The organism is Labrenzia sp. PO1 (assembly GCF_012273635.1).
Taxonomy (GTDB): domain Bacteria; phylum Pseudomonadota; class Alphaproteobacteria; order Rhizobiales; family Stappiaceae; genus Roseibium; species Roseibium algicola.
The window spans coordinates 343,008-366,182 of the sequence record NZ_JAAXCR010000005.1; the positions used below are offsets into that span (position 1 = coordinate 343,008).

General features: G+C 57.0%; 20 protein-coding genes. 8 read left to right on the forward strand and 12 right to left on the reverse strand.

Annotated features, from left to right (window positions below; translation table 11 throughout):
• Positions 1-2: 2 nt before the first annotated feature.
• From HCG46_RS25035 to HCG46_RS25055, 5 genes are all read right to left on the reverse strand, one after another.
• Complete coding sequence (locus HCG46_RS25035) at positions 3-1,067, reverse strand: ABC transporter permease (RefSeq protein WP_055660605.1); 1,065 nt, start codon at positions 1,065-1,067, stop codon at positions 3-5.
• Positions 1,064-2,626, reverse strand: coding sequence for a sugar ABC transporter ATP-binding protein (locus tag HCG46_RS25040; protein WP_168687775.1), 1,563 nt, complete (start codon positions 2,624-2,626; stop codon positions 1,064-1,066). The genes HCG46_RS25035 and HCG46_RS25040 overlap by 4 nt, the downstream gene beginning before the upstream one ends.
• Complete coding sequence (locus HCG46_RS25045; protein ID WP_168687776.1) at positions 2,623-3,291, reverse strand: DUF2291 domain-containing protein; 669 nt, start codon at positions 3,289-3,291, stop codon at positions 2,623-2,625. Before HCG46_RS25045 ends, HCG46_RS25040 begins: the two co-directional genes overlap by 4 nt.
• A gap of 112 nt (positions 3,292-3,403) precedes the next feature.
• A complete protein-coding gene (locus HCG46_RS25050; protein ID WP_022999528.1) occupies positions 3,404-4,342 on the reverse strand; it encodes a D-ribose ABC transporter substrate-binding protein in 939 nt (312 codons plus the stop codon).
• Between the two features lie 110 nt (positions 4,343-4,452).
• Positions 4,453-5,277 carry a phosphogluconate dehydrogenase C-terminal domain-containing protein gene (locus HCG46_RS25055; RefSeq protein WP_168687777.1) on the reverse strand — a complete coding sequence of 275 codons (825 nt, stop codon included), beginning with the start codon at positions 5,275-5,277 and terminating at the stop codon, positions 4,453-4,455.
• Positions 5,278-5,393: 116 nt separating this feature from the next.
• Here HCG46_RS25055 and HCG46_RS25060 point away from each other — a divergent pair, with 116 nt between their 5' ends.
• The 3 genes from HCG46_RS25060 (at position 5,394) to HCG46_RS25070 (ending at position 8,894) form a co-directional block, all read left to right on the forward strand.
• On the forward strand, positions 5,394-6,662 hold the full coding sequence (locus tag HCG46_RS25060) for a ribulose-bisphosphate carboxylase large subunit family protein (RefSeq protein ID WP_168687778.1): 1,269 nt from the start codon (positions 5,394-5,396) through the stop codon (positions 6,660-6,662).
• The gene (locus tag HCG46_RS25065) at positions 6,659-7,984 is read left to right on the forward strand and encodes a four-carbon acid sugar kinase family protein (RefSeq protein ID WP_168687779.1); all 1,326 of its coding nucleotides are present in this window, start codon (positions 6,659-6,661) and stop codon (positions 7,982-7,984) included. The genes HCG46_RS25060 and HCG46_RS25065 overlap by 4 nt, the downstream gene beginning before the upstream one ends.
• Before the next feature lie 289 nt (positions 7,985-8,273).
• On the forward strand, positions 8,274-8,894 hold the full coding sequence (locus HCG46_RS25070; RefSeq protein ID WP_168687825.1) for a YdeI/OmpD-associated family protein: 621 nt from the start codon (positions 8,274-8,276) through the stop codon (positions 8,892-8,894).
• A gap of 70 nt (positions 8,895-8,964) precedes the next feature.
• Here the strand turns inward: HCG46_RS25070 and HCG46_RS25075 are convergent, their stop codons facing one another.
• The 3 genes from HCG46_RS25075 to HCG46_RS25085 all read right to left on the reverse strand — a co-directional run bounded on the left by HCG46_RS25075 (position 8,965) and on the right by HCG46_RS25085 (position 10,911).
• Complete coding sequence (locus tag HCG46_RS25075; protein ID WP_168687780.1) at positions 8,965-9,402, reverse strand: PACE efflux transporter; 438 nt, start codon at positions 9,400-9,402, stop codon at positions 8,965-8,967.
• A 270-nt stretch (positions 9,403-9,672) separates the two neighbouring features.
• The gene (locus HCG46_RS25080; RefSeq protein WP_168687781.1) at positions 9,673-10,119 is read right to left on the reverse strand and encodes a VOC family protein; all 447 of its coding nucleotides are present in this window, start codon (positions 10,117-10,119) and stop codon (positions 9,673-9,675) included.
• 135 nt (positions 10,120-10,254) lie between these two features.
• The gene (locus tag HCG46_RS25085) at positions 10,255-10,911 is read right to left on the reverse strand and encodes a glutathione S-transferase family protein (protein WP_168687782.1); all 657 of its coding nucleotides are present in this window, start codon (positions 10,909-10,911) and stop codon (positions 10,255-10,257) included.
• Positions 10,912-12,031: 1,120 nt separating this feature from the next.
• Between HCG46_RS25085 and HCG46_RS25090 the strand changes: the two genes are divergently transcribed.
• Positions 12,032-13,123 (forward strand): acyltransferase, encoded by a 1,092-nt coding sequence (locus HCG46_RS25090; protein WP_286185518.1) that lies wholly within the window; start codon positions 12,032-12,034, stop codon positions 13,121-13,123.
• A gap of 102 nt (positions 13,124-13,225) precedes the next feature.
• Here HCG46_RS25090 and HCG46_RS25095 read toward each other — a convergent pair whose 3' ends face one another.
• From HCG46_RS25095 to HCG46_RS25110, 4 genes are read right to left on the reverse strand one after another with little or no spacing between them, the layout of a single operon-like run.
• Positions 13,226-14,422, reverse strand: coding sequence for a DegT/DnrJ/EryC1/StrS aminotransferase family protein (locus tag HCG46_RS25095; protein WP_168687784.1), 1,197 nt, complete (start codon positions 14,420-14,422; stop codon positions 13,226-13,228).
• Between the two features lie 11 nt (positions 14,423-14,433).
• Positions 14,434-15,123 carry a PIG-L deacetylase family protein gene (locus tag HCG46_RS25100; RefSeq protein WP_022999547.1) on the reverse strand — a complete coding sequence of 230 codons (690 nt, stop codon included), beginning with the start codon at positions 15,121-15,123 and terminating at the stop codon, positions 14,434-14,436.
• Entirely contained in the window at positions 15,120-16,040 is a 921-nt protein-coding gene (locus HCG46_RS25105; protein ID WP_168687785.1) for a methionyl-tRNA formyltransferase, read from the reverse strand. The genes HCG46_RS25100 and HCG46_RS25105 overlap by 4 nt, the downstream gene beginning before the upstream one ends.
• Entirely contained in the window at positions 16,037-16,657 is a 621-nt protein-coding gene (locus tag HCG46_RS25110; protein WP_168687786.1) for a sugar transferase, read from the reverse strand. The genes HCG46_RS25105 and HCG46_RS25110 overlap by 4 nt, the downstream gene beginning before the upstream one ends.
• A 1,053-nt stretch (positions 16,658-17,710) precedes the next feature.
• Here HCG46_RS25110 and HCG46_RS25115 point away from each other — a divergent pair.
• From HCG46_RS25115 to HCG46_RS25130, 4 genes are read left to right on the forward strand one after another with little or no spacing between them, the layout of a single operon-like run.
• The gene (locus HCG46_RS25115; RefSeq protein ID WP_168687787.1) at positions 17,711-19,741 is read left to right on the forward strand and encodes a nucleoside-diphosphate sugar epimerase/dehydratase; all 2,031 of its coding nucleotides are present in this window, start codon (positions 17,711-17,713) and stop codon (positions 19,739-19,741) included.
• Positions 19,741-21,030: a glycosyltransferase family 4 protein gene (locus HCG46_RS25120; protein WP_168687788.1), complete on the forward strand. Its 1,290-nt coding sequence runs from the start codon at positions 19,741-19,743 to the stop codon at positions 21,028-21,030. The genes HCG46_RS25115 and HCG46_RS25120 overlap by 1 nt, the downstream gene beginning before the upstream one ends.
• Positions 21,027-21,455 (forward strand): GtrA family protein, encoded by a 429-nt coding sequence (locus HCG46_RS25125; RefSeq protein WP_168687789.1) that lies wholly within the window; start codon positions 21,027-21,029, stop codon positions 21,453-21,455. The genes HCG46_RS25120 and HCG46_RS25125 overlap by 4 nt, the downstream gene beginning before the upstream one ends.
• Positions 21,452-23,104, forward strand: coding sequence for a hypothetical protein (locus tag HCG46_RS25130; protein ID WP_168687790.1), 1,653 nt, complete (start codon positions 21,452-21,454; stop codon positions 23,102-23,104). The genes HCG46_RS25125 and HCG46_RS25130 overlap by 4 nt, the downstream gene beginning before the upstream one ends.
• The last annotated feature ends 71 nt before the right edge of the window (positions 23,105-23,175 follow it).

Consider the following 23,175-nt stretch of genomic DNA (forward strand, 5'->3'; position numbering starts at 1 on the left):
CCTCAAGCTGCCGCGGCCTGCTGCTGTAGTGCCACACGGGCCTGCAACTTTTGCTGCGCCTGGTCGACAACTACGGCGGCGATGATCACCAGGCCCTTGATAACGGTCTGCCAGAAGGAACTGACACCCATCATCACAAGTCCGTCGGACAGAACGCCTATCACGAATGCGCCGACAATCGTTCCGCCGATCCGTCCGCGTCCACCCGACATGGATGTGCCGCCGAGGACCGCCGCGGCAATCGCGTTGAGTTCGAAGGTCTCTCCCGTTGCCGGATGCGAAGCCACCAGCTGTGACGAGATGACAAGGCCGACAATGGCCGCGCAAAAGCCCGAGAACATGTAGACGAACATCTTGACGCGGTTGACCTTCACACCTGACAGGGCGGCTGCCTTCTCGTTGCCGCCCACCGCATAGATGTGTCGTCCCAGTGGTGTTCGGCCTGCTATATACGCGGCGATCAATCCAACAGCTATCAAGAGCCAGATGGACACCGGGATACCGAGAAAGCTACCAGTGCCGAGCATGTCGAAACCCGTAGATCCATAGGCCTCCTTGCCGACAAGGTTTGGAAACGTCGCCCCGTCAGAGGAAAGCAGGGCCAGCCCGCGAGCCACGTAAAGCGTTCCGAGCGTCGCGATGAAAGGTGCCACATTGAGACGCGTTATCAGCACCCCATTTATCGCTCCCACGAAAACACCGACGGCAAGCGTGATGAGAATGATCTCGAAGATATTGAAATAGAGCGAGTACCCAATCCCCAGATCGACACCGTTGAGAATGAGATAGCCGGCCACCATTCCGCAAAGGCCGACAATCGACCCGACCGAGAGATCGATCCCGCCGGTAATGATAACGAAGGTCATGCCGATCGCCAGAAACGCGTTCAGCGCCACGTGCTTGGACATGATGACGAAATTCGCGGTGCTGAGGAAATTCGGAGCCGCAAACGAGAAGAACGCAAACACCGCAATCAGGGCGATGAAGGTCCTGAGCTTCAGGAGCAGCAGGATCATCGGTTGTCCGCCGGAGGTGCCTGAAGGCTGCATGGTGGTGACTGATGTCATCCGTTACTTCTCCCAATGAAATGACCTGCTTCGGAGGCAGGAGCGTGCCCGATCGCAGACGCCGCGATTATCTGTTCTTCCCGCACGTCGGCGCCCTCAAACTCGCCCGTAATGCTGCCGTTCGACATCACGATGATCCGGTCGGACAGGGACATGACCTCCTCAAGATCCGAGGTGACGAAGAGAATTCCCAGTCCTTCAGCCGCAAGCCGCCGCATGGTGCGAAAGACCTCGGCCTTTGCGCCAATGTCGATACCGCGGCTCGGCTCGTCCATGAGCAGGACCTTTGGCGAGGTCATCAGCGCCTTGCCGATCACGACTTTCTGCTGGTTGCCTCCCGAAAGAGAGCTGACCGGGTTTTCCATGCTGGCAATCTTGATGGCGAGGTCTTTCACGAACCGCTTCACCGTCTCCCGCTCTGCCTTGAGGCTGAGGTGAATGCCCTTCACGAACCTGCCGAGGCTCGACAAAGACATGTTCTCCCGGATCGGCAGGATCTGGATCAGACCTTCCGACTTCCTGTCTTCGGGGATTAGCGCCAGTCCACGTCCGATACGCCCAGCGACGTCCGGTTCGTTCAGATGGCGTCCCTCGACGTAGAAGTCCCCCGTGCAATGGGGGTGCTGAGCCATGATGCACTCGAACAATTCGGAGCGCCCCGCGCCCATAAGGCCGTAGATGCCGACAATCTCGCCAGCCCGCAGGGACAACGACACGTCATCGACAACGAACTTTCCTGTCCGGCCCATCAGGCTGATGTTCTCGCAGCGAAACACTTCGTCGCCGAAGTCATGATCGACCGTCTTGGCGAAGTCCTTTGAGGCTGCACCGATCATGTTCTGCACGATCCAGGGCACATCGACGCCGTCCATGCTCCTGGCACCGGTTCGTGCACCGTCCCTCAGCACCGTGATGTAGTCGCCGATCCGGATCAGTTCCTCCAGGCGGTGCGAAATGTAGACGATGCCGACACCGCGTTTCTTGAGGTCCGCGATAACCCGGAAGAGGATTTCGACTTCTGCCGCACTGAGGGCGGATGTCGGTTCGTCCATGATCAGGATCCGGGCATCCTGGGCCAGCGCCTTGGCGATCTCGACAATCTGCTGCTCCCCGATGCGAAGGTCGGACACCATCGCATCCGGCGAAATGTCGTGCTCGAGACGCTTCATCAGCGCTGCGGCTTCCAACCTCTGGTCGCTGGCGGCGATATCCACTCCGGCGCGGGTCTTTTCCCGTGCGATAAAGATATTGTCGGCAACCGACATGTTGGGAAACAGGTTGAGTTCCTGGAAGACAATGCCGATCCCGTGTGCCGCGGCCGTGCGCGTATCGGGGAAAGAGACCTTTTTCTCTCCCATCAGAATATCACCCGAGGTCAGCTGCTCGACGCCGGCGATCACTTTCATCAAGGTGGATTTGCCAGCGCCGTTTTCGCCAACGAGCACATTCACTGCGCCAAGCCGGACATCGAAGTCCACGTCCTTCAGCGCGTGTGTACCTGGATAGACCTTGTTTGCGGCGCGCACGGACAAGCCGATCTGGTGCTTTGCTTCTGTCATGACCCACCAATTTTTGTCTCAACGGGTGTGATCAGGTACGGCGGACCATCACCGCGCACCGTAAAGGCACCAAGCACGTCAACCGCCTTGCCCACGAGATCGTCGCGGGGCAAATCTTTCAGAGCGCTTTCGTAAGCGCGTGTATTCAGGGAGCGGGAGAGCTGGGCGAACTCTATCTGATCGGTAAATGAGGAGAAATCTACAAAGGGAAGGATGTCCCGGAGTGCTGTTCCGCGGATCACCGGACCAAGCTGCAGGATAACATCTGCCTTGCCATCAGCGGTGACGTCCACTTCCGCGGTGGCAGCACGCGTATCGGTCTTGGCCGCCAAGATTGTGCCCTGTACCCGGGCTGCAAAGTTCCAGGGACTTCCCTCGCTGGACGGACGATAACCATGTGCTTCGCCGGCGACGTCAACATCTCCTGCGATCGCATCGCCGAGAACGGCCATGTCGGTCGCCGTTTGCTCAAGATGTGGCAAAACCTGTTTGGACCAGATGTCGGCGACAAGGGCATCCATGTCGCCGCCCGGATCGCTTGAAACGACTTGCTGGGCCTGACCGTCGCCATCATTCGTGGCAACATGCTTTTCGAGTTTGCAGCCGCCCAGGCTGGCGACAGCCGCAAAAACTAACAACAGGGAAGGAACTGCGCCGCGATCCACTGTGCAACCTCCTTGAACAGAACCCTTCCGGCGGTATCCGGCAGGATTTTTTCAGGTTTTCGTGGGAAGGATCACACCGCCGCGGAGCATCCGCCGCGGTGTGACACAGGGCCTAGTTCAGCGCGAAGGTCTCAAGGTTACCTGCATTCGAGCCATTGATCAGGACGCAATCCATCAATTGCTTTTCGTCCTGACCGGTCGATCCCGTCTTCAGGTACTGGTCTGCCTGCTCCACTGCGATCTGAGCCTGCCGGTAGGCTGGTTGCAGCACGGTTGCCTTGATGCCGCCTTCCAGGATGGAGTCGCGTACGTCGTTGCTGCCATCAAAACCGACAACGATCACATCTGTCCGCCCGGCTGCCTTGAGAGCCGCCCAGGCTCCCATGGCCATGGTGTCATTGCCTGAAATGACACCCTTGATCTCGGGGTTGGCCTGAAGGATGGTTTCCATCTTTTCGTAGGCTTCGGTCTGGCTCCAGTTGGCTGATTGCTGGGCAACCATCTCCAGATCGGGGTACTGGTCAATCACATCATGATAGCCTGCGGAGCGAATTCCGGCATTGGTGTCGGCTTCGCGGCCCAGCAGCTCGGCATACTTGCCTTCTTCACCCATCAGCTTGACGAACTCCTCCGCGCCGAGCTGGGCTCCCTGGTAGTTGTTGGAGACGATCTGGGAAACGGCAATGCCTGTTTCCTTGATTTCGCGATCGATCAGGAACGACGGAATGCCGGCTTCTTTCGCGCGGCGGACTGGAGCGACAGTGGCATCCGCACCGGCATTGTCCAGGATGATCGCCTTCGCACCACGGGCAATTGCCGTATCGAAGAGCTGGTTCTGCTTGTTCGGATCGTCATCGTGGACCAGAACGAGTGTGTCATAGCCGAGGTCTTCGGCACGTTTCTGCGCGCCTTCAGCTTCCGCCTTGAAAAACGGGTTGTCATGCGACGGTGTGATGATTGCAATGAGGTCGGCTGCGGAAGCGTAAGCGGGTGCAAGCAGGGTAGCTGCAACAGCAGCGCTGGCAAGCAGGATTCGTCTCGTGAATTTCATGTTGTCCTCCCAACAATAGGTTCAATCTCGTGCCAGGTCCCGCGGGGTCCCTCCAAGACCCCGACGGCACCAATCTGAACGTTCGCCATACGAGATGGCGGACCGCTCAATCAGGTGATCTGCCGGATGCTTTCCCTGATTTCGTCCGGCTTGAACACGCCGATCCAGTCGTCTCGCATGAGACGTTTCTTGCCATTGGTGATGGCCTTGTTGCAGGCATCGGAGAAGACGCCGTCGACTTCTTCCATGACGACCGCCCCAAGAATGTTCATGTGACCCAGAAGAAAGTCCCGGGCCGCCACGGGGTCGACCCCTCGCCGAATGACTTCATCCATTGCTTCCTTCATCACAACGAGAAGGGTCGCGCAGACGGTTTCGGACAGGCCCGGCTCCAGGAGCGCCATTTGTTCCACCGAGACCCGGTGCGAACGCAGGATCGGCTGAAAAATGGTTTTCGCGATCTCCTCCCCGATTGCATAGTCCTCTTCCGGACCCTGCATGAGGGCGTTCACGATCGCCTGTTTGGCAGCAATACCGCCGAAATAGTCGCGTTTCGCAGGCAACCGCGTTTCATCGTTGAATATCGGCGGATGGCAGGGATGGGTGACGAAATAGGTCACGTCCTTACGCTCTGGAAAGTGCCCTGCAAAGGGGGCAGCTGCGTCCAGTGCGATCAGCATCGTGCCTGGCGCAAGCTTGTCGATGATGCTTTTCGCCACCGCCCGGATCGCAGTGTCCGGCACAGCAAGAATAACCGCACGTGCGTCTTCAAGCGCGGCGTCGACATCGACACAGTCGACGCCGACTTCCGCCTTCAGCCGGTCTCTGCCTGCATCGCTGACTTCCACATGGGCAACGTTGAAACGGGAGCCTTTCAGGTTCTGGGAGAGCCGCACTCCCATTTTCCCCCCCGCACCGATGAGAGCGATTTTCATGTGTCCTCCAAATTTGTTGCGCAAATAAATTCACATACAAATCATGTTGTCAACTGGTATGATAAGCTGATAGTCATATAAGCAATGCGCAACTTGGAACAGGACAGAGGACGGGAATGGGGAGGCTCTTTGCAACATATGATCTTGAAACACCGACAACTCTGGAGCGGGCCGCCGAGGTAATCGCAGGTGAACAATCCTCGGGAACATTCCTGAAGCTGCCGGGTGAAACAGACCGGTTAAAAGAGCTCTCCGGGGCAAGGGTCGAGCGGGTCACGGCAACATCGAGCAGCAGGGTTCCCTCGCTGCCGTGCCGGATCAGCGCGGAGACCTACACGCGCGGCGAGGTCGTTCTTTCCTGGCCGCTTGAGAACATGGGCACATCCCTTCCCAACGTCCTGGCAACCGTTGCCGGCAACCTTTTCGAACTGGCAGACGTGTCCGCGCTTCGCCTGACGGACATTTCCTTTCCTGAAGAATTCGCCATCGCGTATCCGGGTCCGGCCTACGGCCGGCAGGGAACTCTGGCGCTTGCCGGTGTCAGGGACCGGCCGATGATCGGCACGATCATCAAACCAAGCGTCGGTCTCTCACCTGCCGAAACAGCGTCTCTTGTCGCAAAACTCGCCGAGGGTGGAATCGATTTCATCAAGGATGATGAATTGCAGGCGAACGGGCCTCACTGCCTGTTCGAGGACCGCCTGAACGAAGTCATGAAAGTCATCAATTCGCATGCGGACCGCACCGGCAGGAAGGTGATGTACGCCTTCAACATCACCGACGAGCTGGACGTGATGCGCCGTAATGCCGACCTCCTGCAACAAGCCGGCGGCACCTGTGCGATGGTCAGCCTGTTTTCACTTGGCCTTACGGGCCTGACCGCCATCCGGCGGCACATTGATCTTCCACTTCATTGCCACAGAAACGGTTGGGGCATTTATTCCAGATCGCCGGATATCGGCATCTCGTTTCGTGTCTGGCAGAAGTTCTGGAGGCTCGCCGGAGCGGATCATCTGCATGTCAACGGGATCGCGAACAAGTTTACAGAGGCCGACACCACGGTTATCGAAAACGCCCGCTCTCTCGATGATCCCTTGTCAGGAGAACGCGGATATCAGGCGATGCCGGTATTCTCGTCGGGTCAGACAGCGGTTCAAATGGAAGACACCTGCCGGGCCGTAGGGCACACCGACTTCATTTATTGTGCCGGGGGCGGGATCATGGGACATCCCGGCGGTGTTGCCGGCGGTGTCGCCAGCCTGAAGCAGGCTGCAGAGGCTGCCGTTGGCGGAATTCCGGCACATGTTTTCGCGAAAGATCACAAGGAACTTTCCGAGGCCCTGGACCTGTTCGGCAAAAAAGACGGCACCGGAGCAAGGAAATGACCGGCGATCTTTTCATTTCCTATTACGGTGACGATTTCACCGGATCGACGGACGTGATGGAAGCCCTGACAACCGGAGGCGTCGAAACCGTCCTGTTCACGTCAATCCCGGGTGAAAAACAGCTCGAAAAGTTCAAGCATTGTCGAGCGGTCGGCCTGGCAGGCATCAGCCGTAGCCAGACACCCGAGTGGATGTCGGAGCACCTACCGGCGATTTTCTCCTGGCTGTGGACGCTCGATGCGCGTTTCTGCCACTACAAGACCTGCTCGACCTTCGACAGTTCGCCGCAGAAGGGCTCCATCGGCCGTGCCCTGGAAATCGGCCTGGAAACGTTCAGCCAGAAACGGACAGCAGTTGTGGTCGGGGCTCCCCAGCTTCGGCGCTACACCTATTTCGGGAATTTGTTCGCGGCTTACCGGGATGAAGTTTACAGAATAGACAGACATCCCGTGATGAGCAGGCACCCGGCAACGCCGATGCACGAAGCTGACCTGGTAAAACACCTGTCAGGACAGACGAACCTGCCCTTTGAATGCCTGACCCCGCTGGATGGTTCCATCGCCGCCAAGCCCGGCTATGTCCCGGATATCGGCCAGGCGGGCAACCCCAATCTCCTGATAGATGTTTACGACAGCCTGTCCCAGGTGGCCGCGGGAAGTTATCTCGAAGAAAGCAGGCAGGACCTGGGTCCATTCATTGCCGGCTCGTCCGGCGTTGAATACGCCCTCTTGCACAAATGGCGCGAACTTGGCCTGCTGCAGCCGCCGAAACCATCTCCGCCCCTGACGACCAAGTCCCGTATCGCAGTTGTCTCGGGAAGCTGTTCACCAACAACCGCGCGCCAAATCGAAACCGCGGAACATTTGGGCTTCAGGGGCATCGAAGTCGATTTCAATGCAATGGCAACCGGCAACGGCATCAAGCAGGAATTCGAACGCATGCTGCAGATCGCTTCCGAGGCACTCGAAACCGGCCAAAGTCCGATCCTGTACACCGCCAAAGGTAAGACCACCGAACAGGTAACAGGATCCTTGAACCTCGATCAAGTCGGCAAAACCCTCGGCCGCCTTCTGGCTACCCTCAAGGACCGGCATGGTCTCGAGCGTGTTGCCGTAGCCGGCGGTGACACATCAAGCCACGCTCTGGCGGAACTGGACATTTTCGCCCTGACACTCCGCCAAGCCATCCCGACCACACCCGGTTCGCCCGTGTGCACCGCCCATACCCGCGGAGGATCAGAACTCGAAATTGCGCTAAAGGGCGGCCAGATCGGAAATGACAGCTATTTTGCAGATCTTCGAGACGGCACGTTCAAGTCCTGACGCCCAAGGTGGGAAAGCAATCACCTGAAGGCTCTCCGGGCTGAAATCCGCCCAAATGAAGCCCCACTCACGGTGGAGTTTCCAAGGGTGGTATGTCGGTGGAATTACGCCTCCCTGACACCAGGCAAGCGGTGCCAACCTGCCATGAAAAGCCGTATGGTCTTTTCATGGCCACAACCTTTGATATGCCCCCGTGGAGAGTTCCCGACCATATCAACAGGTCACGGGCTAACGCTGGCCGCAAACCCAAAATGAAGAATGCAAGCAAGAGGGCTGGCGACCGATGCCGATGATCACGGATCCGGAAGATTTTTTCACCAAGGGCTGTGGTCGTTGTGAACGCTTTGAAACGCCTGACTGTTCAACCCGTCCCTGGATCGACGGTCTGAGGCATCTGCGCCGTATCTGCCTTGACATGGAACTGGAGGAAACCGTCAAGTGGGGGCATCCAACCTATATGCACGCTGGCCGAAACATAGCGATTTTTGGGGCGTTTCGCAGCGATTTTCGTCTGAGTTTCATGAACGCCGGTCTCCTGAATGACACGGAAAATGTGCTTGAACCACAGGGACCGAACGCTCGTACACCGAGCATAATCCGCTTTGCCGATGTGGCCCTGGTTGAAGAGATGGAACCAGTGATCCGCGCGTACCTTCGGCAACTTATGGAGCATGCGGAAAAAGGCACGAAGCCACCAAAGGTACGAACGGAAATTGACATGCCGGATGAATTGGCTGAGGCCCTGCAAACGGACCGGGAGCTGGCCGATGCATTTTATGCGCTCACGCCGGGTCGGCAAAGAAGCTACATGTTCAATCTTAACCAGGCCAAACAGTCCGCAACACGTGTCGCTCGAATCGAGAAGTTCCGCCACAAGATCATTGCCGGCAAGGGCGCCATGGAACGTTAGAATATGCGGCCACAGCTCTGGAACCGTTGAGGACGTCCAAGTCTATCCAGACGTTTTTTCTCGATTGCCGCTACCTAGTAACGGGCCGATTTCTCCACTCGGGCAACGGGAAGAGTTTGTCGTAAGCCCAGTTAAAGGCAAAAGCGTAGACCAGGTAGAACGCTACGAAAAAAAGATCCATTACCAGAGCCTGCCAAAGGGACACATCCAGATACCAGGCGATGAATGGCATCAGAACGATCAGCAGACCAATCTCGAAGAAAATCGAATGGATGATGCGCACAATGAGCGTCTTCAGGGTCTTGCCCGTAAGGCGCTTGTAGGTCACGTCGAAAACGAAATTGTAGACGACGTTCCAGAGCGTCGCGATGGTTGCGCTGACCACACTGACGACGCCAACATCATGCATTGGCACGCCAAAGGCGACCGTTCCGAGCGGGACGGCCAGGACGAGTGCGATAATTTCGAAGCTTAGTGCTTGGCGAAGACGATCGAGCGGGGACCGCATTGAAACCTCAACAATGGTAGCGGGTCGTCCCGCTTTGTTATTTCCACATATGAGGTCGTCCTCAACGCGCCGATATAGAAATCCTGCACGATCTTTTCAAGTTGGATCGATGAAGCCTGAAAGTGTCTGGACCGGAGAGGGCCACCCATCAAATTCGGCCTCATAATGCGGCTTCTCGGGCAAAAGCGACACCAAAATGTGCCGCAGCAAGTTTGGAAGCCAAGAGCCCTGGTCCAAACGGCACGTCACTTCGACGGAGGGCGTTCCAGGTCAACCCTGCTGCGGGCGCCAGTCAGCTGTCGGAATGACGTTGATCATCCATGGAATGCCGAAACGGTCGACCAGAGAGCCGAAACCTGGAGACCAGAAGGTTTCTGCAAACGGCATCACCGTCTTGCCGCCTTCGGACAGTTGTTCGAACCAACGTTCCGCTTCTGCCTTGTCTTCGGTATGCAGCGTGACATCGAAGCCGTTTTTGGGTTTATCGATGCCAGGCGCCCATCCGGTGTCCATATCGGCACCCATCAGCGCCTGGTCACCAACTTCCAACCAGCAGTGCATCAGCCAGGTCTTGTACGCCTCATCGGTGATGGGCATGCCTGGAGGTGCGTCGGCATAAGGCATGGCGGCTGTAATCTTCCCGTTGAGTACCTTCGCATAATACTCAAAAGCCTCACGACACTGGCCCCGGAAGCTTAGGCTGGTAACGATTTTCACGGTTGTCTCCTTTCGATTGGTGTTGCAGGTGCTCCCCGCGAGACGCCGAGCCCGGAATTGCGAAACTGAGCTGCTCCTGTCTTTCAAGAAGCGCAACGGCGGCACGGTCGTTGGTATCGCGGAAGAGGTTCATTTTCAGGCGTCTGCATGCACTGCCAGATCGATAGACGGCAATGGGGGCGCATCCAGGCCGTTGAAGGGGTCACGCCAGGCAGCGATCTGTTCGAGCTGGTGATACCAACGAGCGATGGAAGAATAGTCTTCGATCGGCAGTCCTGCGACGTCATTGAAGGGCAGATACGCCGCCATTCGGAAGTCGGCATAGGAAACCGAATTTCCGACGAGCCAATCGCGTTGAGAAAGTTCGACTTCGAGAATTGCCGCGGACCTGCGGAAGAGGCGTAGACCTTCCTCGATTTTCTTCGGGTCAATCGGACCAAGCCGGTAGCGCTGTTTGGTCCCCCGTTCGAAATGAACAATATCGCAAGCTTTCTCGAAGTTCTCCTTGCTCCAGCTCAGCCAACGGATCATCTCCGGTTCGTCGTCGCCGGTGCGCCAGAAATTCGAACGTCCGCGGCGCGAAAGCCGGCAGGCAATTGCATCGGTCTCCCAAAGGCTTTTTCCCGAGTCTGAGAGTATGGGTAACAACAGATTGGGATTTAGCGGTAGAAATCGCTCAGCCTCACCAGGGGCGAGGGGCGAGGCAAATTCGAACTCGATATTTGCGTCGAGATAGCGAGCCACCGCGACCGCCAGTCGAGGATTGGGATTTCGGCTGAAGAACAGTTTCATTCCATTTCACTCCCGGTGTTCGTCCATTCCAAGCGAAATGCTGACTGCACCCGGCGGCCTTTTCGTTAGCAGTAATATCAATCCAGACATTTCCAACATCGCCTTTGCAGAGGCATTCTTTCCGCAGACAAAAAGTAATCTGCCAGGCAACAAACCGTCGACCTTGGCACTGCTCGCAGGTGTTTTCCCCGACCTTGGCTCTACCTCAAGCAGATCTTTTTCCCTGTGAAGATCACTCTTTTGGCTCCCCACTCCGCGATTGTTTCGCCAGTCAAAGTAGGAGGACTATCGTGCGCCAGCGAAGGATGACAGATTTAGTATTAAAAAACAACTGACAGTATTAAAAAGCTATCAAGCAGCCGAAACTGTTCAAATTGCAAACACTTCCGCTGACTTGTCACCTCAAACGGTGGCTGGCGTTTCCTTGGCGTTGAGAGCTGCAAGGCCAGGCTCTTCATTGTTCAAATAAAGAGAGAAGCCGTTCGCTTGTTCATCGCCCAAGTGAGCGTGAAGCAGTATGCTGGGGGTCAGGCAATCGCCTGCACTTTGCAAGCGGCAAGGGAGCGGCGGGACCTAATACCGCGCCTGCATCCTTCCCCCCCTTACCACTTTGCCACCGGCTCGAACCCGCTGTCCGCGACCGGTCAACGCGATGAACCACGAGAGGTGGAGGGACAACATAACCCATATAGTAGAGAACACCGTGATTGATCGGAAAATAGCGGCGCAATGTACCGGCTTGCTCAAGAGTGCCCCATACGAACCGATTCAGCGCAAAATGCTCTAAAGTCAACAAAATTGAAAGAGACGTCTCCTCAAGCAATTTTGAAGAGGAGACTGAACTGCCTTTGATGAGATCTACCATCCGGCAAATCGAAATTGACAACGCTATTGTTTTCGATAATATTTTTGAAATACTAATTTGAAATTGAAAATAACGTTAGCAGTCGCACGGTCGTTGATAACGAAGAGATACCTGCGACCAAACATGCCGAGCAGGCTCGATACAAGACTTCTGATTGCACTTTTTGAATGTCGAGCAGCCACGTCATTTCAGACCAAACAGGGCTGACAATGGACGTTAATCACCTTTGTTTTCGAAAATTGAATATGGTCCGCTATGAATTCCACTTCGCCGCAAAGTTCGCAATTCAACTATTCCGTACACGGTCTGCGCGGCGTTGCGTCGATCATGGTGCTGGTCGCTCATATTCTCGGTGGAACAGCCGAACACATCTACAATGACAGGCCGGGATATGTTGAAGGGATTGTGCCGTTTCACAACTTCGGCACATCCGGCGTCATGCTGTTTTTCGTAATCAGCGGGTTTGTCATCCTGCCGAGTGTGATGAGGTATTCTCCGTCAGAGTTTGCCCTCAGGCGCCTTCTGAGGCTCTATCCGCTCTTTCTCGTGTCGACCTTGTTTTTTGCCGTCCTGAATGGCGCGACAAACAGGTACCCGGAACTGAACAACCTTGAGTCAGTCCTGTTTTCCCTGACCTTCCTGGATTTGTTCACAACAACAAAGCAGGTTGCCCCGAACGCCTGGAGCCTGACCTATGAAGTGATGTTTTATACGTTGGCCTGCATGACGTATTATTTCCTGACAAGAAAAATGAACATCGTCTGGAAGATCGCATCCCTGGCGATACCGGTACTGTTTACCTATTACTATCCGAAGGCGCTGTTTTTTCTGTCCGGGGCCGCCATCTACTGGATGTACAGGAGCGAAATCACCAACGGCTTGAAGTACACGAAAACGCTTGAGGCCATTTCGTTTTTCGTCTGGGTCTATCTGGCTTCCACGTGGGACTTCAAGTTTCGGACGTACGAGTTCTATGAGGCCTATCCGACCATCATACCCGCCCCGGCGCTCCTGGTCCTGGCCACCGCGACCTACTTCTTTTTTGCGGCTTCGAGAGACAGCCTGACCGGGAAATTACTGAACAACAGGATCATGTTCTTCTTCGGAACAATAAGCTACAGCTTCTACCTGGTTCATCCGTATATATACTTTGCCACACGGCAAATATTCTCATCTCTCGGCCTGTTTGGCGACAATATCTTTGTGTCCCTTCTAATTTTTGGCACGGTCGTATTTATTCTCACAACAATCTTCTCGCACTTCTCCTATCTGATACTCGAGAGACTGCCGTACCAAATCTTCTTCGGTCAGAAAATCTACCGAAACAGAAGGGTTCAGAACGCCTGATAACGTGGCGCACGCCAATCAACGCTGAACCGCGTTTGAACCCGAGGCATTGATGGCCTTATGGCCAATCTGGGTTGATCGGCATGACGCTGGCGGTTGCTTTCAGGCGGGGGCCTTTGCGGGTGACTTTTGCGGCACCGCAAGCGATCGATCAGCGATCGAAACGACTTTTTCGGCCAGCTCGATGATCCGCTCCTGTTCCCACGTGGTATCCACGAGGAAGGCGAGACTTGTCTCGCCCAGCTGCCTGGCAACGGGAAGCGGTTTGTCGGGCCCCAGCCCGCGGTCGCGAAACATTGCCTCTTTGTAGATCTCCGAACAGCTTCCGGAAAACGCGGGCAGACCCGCTTCGGCAATTTCGGCAAGGATCCGGTCGCGCGACCAGCTGTCGGCCATGGCCTCCGGGCGTACGAAGGCGTAAAAGCGATAATAGGCATGGGTGAGGGACTGAGGCGGAACGGGAACCCGTAACGCATTCGATCCGCTGAGGATTTCGGCAAGCGTCAAGGCATTGCGCGTCCGGTGGGCGCGGGTTTCCGCAAGCCGCGACAATTGTATGCGCCCGATAGCGGCGGAAGGTCCCGCCATGCGAAGGTTGGTGCCCGGGCCTGAATCATGCAGCCATCGAAAGCCGGGCAGATGGTCTTTTTCAAACACCGTCGCATAGCCCTTGCCATGATCCTTGAAACTCCAGGCGCGAGACCAAAGGTCGGGATTGTCGGTGAGAAGCATCCCCCCTTCGCCCCCTGTCGAGATTATCTTGTCCTGACAGAATGAATAGGAGCCGAAATCACCCAGTGTACCCACATGCCGTTCACCGATCATCGCGCCATGTGCCTGGGCGCAATCTTCGATCACCCAGATATTGTGGGCGCGGGCAAGAGCCAGGATGCCGTCCATGTCGCAGGGCCAGCCTGCCAGATGCACTGGCAGGATGCCGACCGTGCGCGAGGTGATGAGAGGGGCAATCGTCTCCGGCGTGATGTTCTGGCTGTTCGGATCAATGTCGGCGAACACCGGAATGCCGCCGGCCAGGAGCACACAGCTGGCAGATGCAACGAAGCTGCGTGGGGTCACGATGACTTCGTCGCCCGGCTGAATGTCGAGAATTCGCAGCGCGGTGTCCAGTGTTACCGAACCATTGGCCATTGCGATTGCGTGAGCAGCGCCGGTGTAGTCGCAATATTCCGCTTCGAAGGCAAAGACGTCCGGGCCGGTCCAGGCATTCACCTTGCCGGACCGCAGGACGCCGGTAACGGCATCGATCTCTTCGTCAGTGTAGACTGGCCAACCGCCCATATCCTCTCTCCTCAGACCACATAACGCACAAGGACGAACCCCTCGGCGGCAGAACGGTGAACGGTCGCCCCGCGCAAGGTGGCCAGCGCCCGCAGGGACTCCACCGACCTTTCGTGGGGTGCCTCGCGAACCTGACTTGCGAACAGCTGGAAAGCCTCGAGCTTGCGGTCGAGCGTTGCTGAAATGTCCACGAACACATTGGGAACGAATGCCGGCGTGAGGTACGGCGCATTCCAGTTGGTTTCCGAAAGAGTTTCGTAAGCCGCAATGACAGAGGGATGCCGGGCCTGATGGGGCCGGCTGGCAACCAGGGTGGACAGAAAGCAGAGCTGATGGTCGAGATGAATGTCGCCCGGATGAGGTGCCAGGACCAGTGTCGGGTCGAGATCCCGAACGAGCGCGCCCAGCCCGCCGTTCAGGTCGGCATGAGGATACTCTGCCAATTCAGCGGCAGGAAAATCGAGCCAGTGGGTTTGCGAAATGCCCAGATGGGCATGCGCGGCTGCGGCTTCTTCGCGAACCGTGTGGATCTGCTCGGCTGAGAACCTGGGGGGACGTCCGCGTGTGACAATGGCGACATGCACCGCTCTGCCTTGATCCGCAAGACGGGCAATTGTGCCTCCGGCACCCAGAACTTCGTCATCGGGATGGGGCGCGATTACAAGTGCCGGGCCGTCGCCGGTGAAAATTGGAGAATTCATGATTTTGCACGACTGCTGAATTTGGAGTGAAGACCTGGGCACCGGTCGGGGCCGGTCCATTCGAGAATTTCAAGACATTGGCCGTCGCCGCATGCGACGGTAAATACCGAACCGTCAACCGCCTGGACCTGGCCAGGAAGACCGATGTAACGACCCTTGTGGGGGCAATGCCTGGCGCGGGTCACGGTCAGCATGGCCCCGTCAGAGGTTTCGGTAAAAGCTCCGGGATAGGGGGGGCCGACGGCACGGATAAGCCGATCGATCTCCGCCGCGGAACGGGACCAGTCGATAAGCCCATCTTCCGGCCGCCGCCGCGCACATATGCTTACGCCGTTTTCAGACTGCGGTTCTGACGGCACCTCGCCGGACTGAATCCGGGTCAACAAGGGCGGCAGCATCTGCGACACTGCGTTCCTGACACGGTCATAGAGTTCACGAGCGGTGATCGTTTCCGGGTCGATGTCGTACCGCATCTGAGCTGCGATCGGGCCATCGTCCACGCCCTCACCAAGCCAGAACAGGGTTGCGCCAGCTTCGGTTTCACCCACGAGGATCGTCCAGGGGATGACACCTCGGCCGCGCAGGCGCGGCAGGGCAGAGGGATGGAACCCGATACAGCCGAGCCGTGGTATGGCGCGAAAGTCCGGCCCGCAGATCTGCGACCAGCCGATAACGAGTATCAGGTCAGGGTCGACTTCCCGAAGGACCTTGAGCGTCTCCTCGCTGTCGGATCTTGAAGTGTGGTGGACGGGCACGCCGTACTTTTCGGCCGTCGGCGCGAGATCGGCAAAATCCGAGTGCCGGCCGGACAGCTGCGGCGGCAGTGTCACCACGAGGGCGGGAACGTGACCGGCGGCGCAAATTGCGGCAAGAGCTTCAAGAGACCCTTCGACCGCACCCACAAAGACGGTCTTCATGCGGAAACCTGTTTGTTGTCGGCCCTGTTATCGAGACCTTTCCAGGAGCTTGCCGCATCGAGCCGGCTCGCATTCTTGTGCTCACCGAAAAGTGCAACCCCGATAGTTTCAAAGATAATCTGAAGATCGAGCGCTGCGGAGCGATGCGCGATGTACCAAAGGTCCAGTCGCAATTTCTCCTCGTTGCTCAAGACCGTGTTACCGCTCACCTGGGCCCATCCGGTCAGCCCGGGCCGCACGGCTCCGCGCCGGACCCCGTCTGCCCCGAATTGCGCCACTGTCTCGGGCTTCAAGGGGCGTGGTCCGACCAGGGCCATCTCACCGCGAAGGATTGACAGCAGCTGCGGAAACTCATCGAGCCGCATGCGTCTCAGCCAAATTCCGGACGTGGAAACGCGTCTTTCGTCAGGCAGCAGGTTCCCGCCGGCATCGCGCGCATCGCTCATGGTGCGCAGCTTGGCGAGGATAAACACCGTGCCGCCTTTTCCTGCTCGCGTTTGCGTGAAAAAAACCGGCCGACCCAACGTAAGCAGTGTGAGCAATGCCGCGAACACGAAAAACGGAAATGCAAAAACCAACGCACAGAGGCACAATAAAATTTCAATAAACCTGTTCATCGGAATCCTTGGCTCCTGAAATTAAAAAACAGAGAAGATTCTGAAGGCCAATAAAACCAAAATAGAAAGAAAACTACGAACCTAAGATAAGCATCTACCTCGCAATATTGACACACTAGCCAAAATTTACAAGTGGAAGTCACATCACTGTTTAAGCACCTGGACAACAAACCGAATGCGCCCTGGGAATTCCTTTCCGAAGCCGCCAATTCAGCAACGGAAGGGTAGGGACGGACTTCCCGTTCCAAAGCCGGCAAAGAATTGGACAACACCTTTACAGAGGTGCCTCGAAATCCCCTGACAGAGCTCCATGGATAGTGTCTGTCCGCCGCCCTCGCTTCGCTCCAGCCACCCCGGCGGCAGGTCTAACCGAAGGGAAAACGAGTCGTCCGAATGCGGTTCGAACGGCAACATGAAGGGCCCAAATTCATCATAAATCAGGCTCCGCGATAGTGGCGATGACGTTTTTTGCACTGTCAGAATGCTGCATCCTGAACTGGCTGATTTTAATTGTTTTTTCCGTATTTTTTGGGGGTTTGGAAACTCTAAAAAGGCCATCGGATCAATCCGTCCAAGAAATTTGTGGAAAAAAACTATTTATTAACCTTGCGTTATGTGTTACACCTTGGGTTGAAATTGCAAGACTAAATTTAACATGAAATGCTGTGACGTATGGCATTTTTTCATGCTCTGAAGATTTTATTTTTGAAACCTGATCATTATTTTAGATGATCGACGTCCTTTTAAGGGACTAATCTTCGGAAAAACTGAAAATATTTGTCGAAACTACATTCACGAAGTGGGAATCGTTTTATTTATTTTCCATTTTGTAAATACGCCACCGTCGCAGCAACAAAAAACAAAGAATAATCAGTCCGTTAAAAAATAGCGGACGGCGAGGCACAGCTATTTTTGTGCCTCAAGTGTTTAGCGGAGCGTTTGCTTATGGCGGATTTTTATTCTTCTGAGACGACGTCGAAGATTGGGATAAAAGCATCGGGTCACTCTGTCTTGGAAAGCCAGCCGAAGATTAATCGGTGGTTCCAACAATTATTGACCGAGCTGAAAGCTAATCGCAGACTTGTCCTGGGTGACGTCGTTTCAATTACACTGTCTGCAGCGCTTGCAGTGCTCCTGACGGTGACCGGATCGGCTCAAAAGCAGTTATTGCCTGCGATACTGCCATTTGCGGCGCTGGCATGTGTCTGCGGTCTCGTGATTTTCCCATTGGCCGGGTTCTACCGCCGGGACACGCGATCAACTTCGTTGAGAGACATCGTTGTTCTGCTCAAGGGAGCCCTGCTCACAAGCGTTTCGCTTGCAATCCTGTCACGTTTCAACCTTGTGACAGCCTCCGTTCCCATCCCTGTCGTAATCGTTCAGTTTTACCTCGCCGTGCCTGCGCTCGGTGCGTTGCGGGTTATCGCCAGGGGCCGGGAGCTGACCCGTCAAAGCCGCCACCTCAAGGAGAAAGAGGTGGATTCGAGGATTCCGGTACTTCTGGTGGGGACCGGCGCAAGTTGCGATCTCTTCCTGCGCTCCTTGCGCAATACTGGCTCCCGCTACCTTCCGGTCGGAATTATCGATGATGCCCGCAACACCCAGGGGCTCTACTTCCACGACGTCCAGATCATCGGAACGCTGAGAGATCCTGAAAACGTGATCGAACGGCTTTCGCATTGGAACGTACTGCCACAGCGGCTGCTTCTGACCGAACCGACGACCCATTTCGACAGCGACGGCATCCAGAAACTGACTGTCTGGGCCAGTGGACATGGGGTGACCGTTTCGAGGCTGCACGGGCTGGAGGATCTTGGTTCCCCAGACCTGGGCGAAGGGCAGAACATGAGAACCGTGGATCCGGATGACATTCTGGATCGGCCGCAAAAGGCAGTGGAACGCTCGTTGCTGTTCGAAGTCTTCAAGGGGCGACGCGTCCTGGTGACAGGTGCCGGCGGGTCGATCGGCAGCGAACTCACACGGCAGATCGCGTCCTTCCACCCGGCAGAGATCGTGATCATCGACAACTGCGAATTCAACGCCTACTCGATCGATATGGATCTGTCGCAGCATTTTCCCGATGTGCCGCGGCGGATGTACGTGGCCTCCATCGTCGATGCGGACCGCGTCAACTCGATCTTCCGGCAGCACCGTCCGGAACTGGTGTTCAACGCGGCAGCCCTGAAGCATGTGCCGATCGTCGAGCTCAACCCGTGCGAAGGCGTTCTGACGAATGTTGTCGGATCGAGAAACGTTGCCGATGCGGCCCGTGAAATCGGTGCTCTCGCAATGGTACAGATCTCGACAGACAAGGCCGTCAACACGACCAACGTCATGGGGGCAACCAAACGCGTCGCGGAATTCTACGTCCAGGCGCAAGACCGTATCACCAACGAGACGGAAGAACGCACCAGGTTCTTCTCTGTTCGATTTGGCAATGTCCTGGGATCCTCAGGGTCGTTGATACCGCTGTTCCAGCGCCAGATCTCAAACGGTGGCCCGATCACGATCACCGATCCCAAGATGGAACGGTACTTCATGACGATCCGCGAAGCGGTCCAGTTGACACTGGTATCTGCGGCGAGCGGCCTGAAGTTCGACACCAGCCAGGGTGAGATCTTCGTCCTGGACATGGGCAAGCCGGTCAAGATCGTCGATCTTGCAGAACGCATGATCCGTCTTGCCGGACTGACACCTCACCAGGACATCAAGATCAATTTCATCGGCATGCGTCCCGGCGAGAAGCTGTTCGAGGAACTGTTCGACAAATCGGAAGCCCGCGCCGATTGCGGAATTCCCGGTGTCAGCGCCGCACGTCCGGAAGGCGTTCCGATTGCGCGGCTGCGGGCAATGATCCTGAAGCTGGAGCTTGCCGCACGGTGCCAGAACGGGTCCTTGGTCAACCAGTTGCTTCGGGACCTGGTGCCTGGCTACGGCACAAAAACCTCGTGTGCGGTGGAACCGGCCAAAGTTGGTGCAAGCGCTGCATGGTCAGGTGCGAAGGAAATGACCGTGAAGTTGCCAATTCCGCCCCATGCCGTTCTTCGGCCCGTTGGTGCACCTGAAGTGCTGAGTACTGGCTAATGAGCGCTTCTGCCAACCATATGGACTACGCGGTCAGTGTGTCTTCCAAGTCGGGGACAGGGTCTTCCGGGCGCCGCCGGCGAGCTGTGGTCGTCGGTAGCCTGGGGTATTCGCTGGTCAATTTCCGGCTGGATCTGATGCGGCGCTTCCAGGCAAACGGCTATGAAGTGACCGCTTTCGCCGCCGAGATCGATGCCGAGACCGCCAGAATTCTGGACGAGAACGGGATCGCTCATCGCGAAATTCCCATGAAACGCACAGGGACGAACCCCTTCAGCGATCTTGTCAGCCTCTGGGCTCTCATTCGTGCACTTCGCGAGGAAAAGCCGGAACTCGTCCTCGCATATACAATGAAGCCGATCGTTTATGCCTGCCTTGCAGCACAACTGGTCGGCATCCGGTCCCGCTACGCGCTGTTCACCGGGCTTGGATATGCCTTCATGGAAGAAAATCCAACCGGACGCAGGCGATATGTCCGCAGTGCCTCCGTATTGCTGCACCGGATCGCACTGCGCAAGCTTACCGCGGCTTTCTGCTACAACAGCGCGGACCGCCGGGATGTCCGGAACTATCGGCTGATACCGGACCATGTGCCTCTTCACGACATTCCCGGTTCAGGCGTAGACACCGCACGCTTTTCGGCAACACCTGTTCCACAGGGACCCGTCCGCTTCCTGTTCGTGGGGCGGCTGCTTCGGTCCAAGGGGCTTGCTCTTCTTGCCGAAGCCGCGAAGCTCCTCAAGACGCAGGGGCTCGAATTCGAGCTCGACATCCTGGGCCCGACCGACAGTAATCCCGATGCGATCGAACCAGAGCAGCTCGACGCCTGGCAAAGCGAAGGATTGCTGCGATATCGCGGCGCGACAAACGATGTCGTCCCCTTCCTTCAGGCAAGCAGCGTGCTGGTTCTTCCGACGTCGCTGCGGGAAGGCATTCCACGTTCCATTCTTGAGGCCATGTCCTGCGGGCGCGCTGTCATCACCACCGATGCGCCGGGGTGCGGAGAGACCATAGAACACGGTGTTTCCGGCTTCGTCGTCCCGCGCGGTGATGTTCAGGCTCTCGCCGCAGCGATGAAAAGCTTCATCGAAACACCGGCGCAGGCTGCAAAGATGGGCGCGGCTGCGCGGGCACTCGTCTGCACCAAGAACGATATTCACCGGGTGAATGCCAGGCTGATGCAGCTCATGGGCATCGAAGCCGTCCGATATGCTTCCGGCTCGCGTACCCTGGGTTCTCCGGCCGAAGCCGAACTGGTCTGCCAGGTCTCGGAGGTAGCCCTCCCATGACGCAGTCCGTCACAACGGCCCGCACGGCATTCTCCGACCTGATGACTTCCCGGGTCGTTCGTTTTCTTGGCGCCGGCATAATCAATACAGCGTTCGGATACGGGGTCTTCGCAATCCTCGTCCTGGCAGGTGTGCACCCGCAGGTCGCTCTCGTGGCGCAGTTCGGTCTCGGGGTCATCTGGAACTATTCCATCCATGCCCGGTTTGTTTTCGGCGTCAGCGGCTTTGGCAGGCTTCCGCTCTACGGCCTCGCCTACGTGGCGGCCTATGCATTCAACGCGCTGTTGCTTGCGGTCCTGACCGGCGCCGGGATACCTGCGCTCGGTGCCCAGCTCCTGTCGCTGCCGCCTGTCGTGGCTCTTTCCTATATTCTTGTTGCCCGTGCCCTCGGTGTGCGGGCGGGCAGAAAGGACGCACAGCAATGAGTGTCCTGCAGTCCAACCAGTTGGCCGCCGCGGCGGGTCAGGCTTCACATGCCGGACACCGTCAGAAATGGCTGCGCCTTGCAGTCAGTGTGGCGTCGGTTGCGGGTGTCGCGCTGCTGCTTGGCGCTCTTTACGGCAGGCTGATGACCTTCGGTTTGCGGCGGGACGAGATGATGTTCGTTCCCCCCGCGCAATATATGCCGGACTGGCAGCTATACCAGGACGTCTTCTTCAATCATGTGCCGAATGTCGCCTGGTTCTTCCACTCCATGCATATCGTCTTTAGCGATCAGGGTTTGCTGGGCGCGGCAAGGACAGGCGTCTTTCTTCTTTGGGTGCTGCTGATCCTTGCGATTGTCTGGACCACGCTGCGCATTTCGCGATCCTGGCTGCTGGCACTGTTCTCGGCCGTAGCCATTCTTGCCGCGGATCCGTTGCTCGGTCAGGCCGGCATGGCTGCGACCAACAACCTGCTGCCGCTGCCGTTTGCGGTGCTGGGACTAGGCCTTTTCGTGGTCGAGACCATGGAACAGCGGCCGCGATCCAGCCTGATCTTCGTTGCCGGAATGTGCCTTTCGCTCGCAGCAGGCAGCAAGGTCAGTGCGGTGGTCTTCATTCCCCCGGTCGCGCTTGCCGCCTTCCTGCTTCCGGCACGTATTTCCTTGCGCACACGCCTGACCGGAACTGTTCTTCCGCTCGCCGCCGGCGGGCTGGTCGGAGCCTTGCCCGTCTTCTGGTATCTGCTGGACGATCCGCAGCTCTTTCTTGCTCATGTTCTGTCATTTCATACCGGCCCGCACATCGCCTACTGGACGGCGAACGCCGCCAGCGAACCCGGCCTGGCGATGGGGCTTGGCGGCAAGTTGCAACTCGCGTTCGGAGCCTGGCTGGCAGGTGGTTCGTTGATCCTTGCAACAGTGCTGGTTTACCTGTTCTGGATGTCGCTCCGGGCAGGGCACAAAGGTGAACGGCAGGACGGCAAATGTCTCGGACAGATTGTTGTCGTCCTCGCAGTCACGGCTCTTGCTGCCGTTCTAAGCTTCGTTCCGACACCCGGTTTTCCGCAGTATTACATTCAGCCGCTGGTCTGCCTTCCGATCCTTGGTGCGTTGCTTTACCGGCAGATCGGAACACGGGACCGCCAGCAAGTGGTGCCGGTTCTTTGTGCCAGCATGTTTGTCATGCTCGTCATCACGCTTCCGCGGCTCATGCCCGGGCTCGCAAGCCTTGCCAAACCTGATGACTTTACCTCCGCACGCCTGGTTCGCGGCGGCCAGGAATTGCAGCAGGCGCTGGCCTCGCACAATGTGCCTGAAGGCCCCGTGGCAACCTTCATGCCGCTTTACCCGATGGAAGCCGGTCTCGACATCTATCCGGAATTTGCCTCCGGTCAGTTCGCATACCGGATCGCGCCTTACACGGACGCCGAACTTGCCGCTTTCTATCGGATGGTCGGCGCCGACGGTCTGGGAAATCTGTTCGGCAAACAGCCTCCGGCAGCCATCCTCATTGGCTACGACCCCGACCTTGAAGCGCCGATGCTCGAGTATGTGCGGGCAAACAATTACCTGGAAGTTCCGGTTGCCGAACTGAGCAACCGTTACGGAGAAGGCCGACTTTTTGTTCGAACAACGGGAGGCCAGGACTGAGCCGCCGGTCTGTGGCTCTCAATGTTTTGTCAGTGCGATCGTTTCAGTCGGACTGACTTCGTTTCACACCA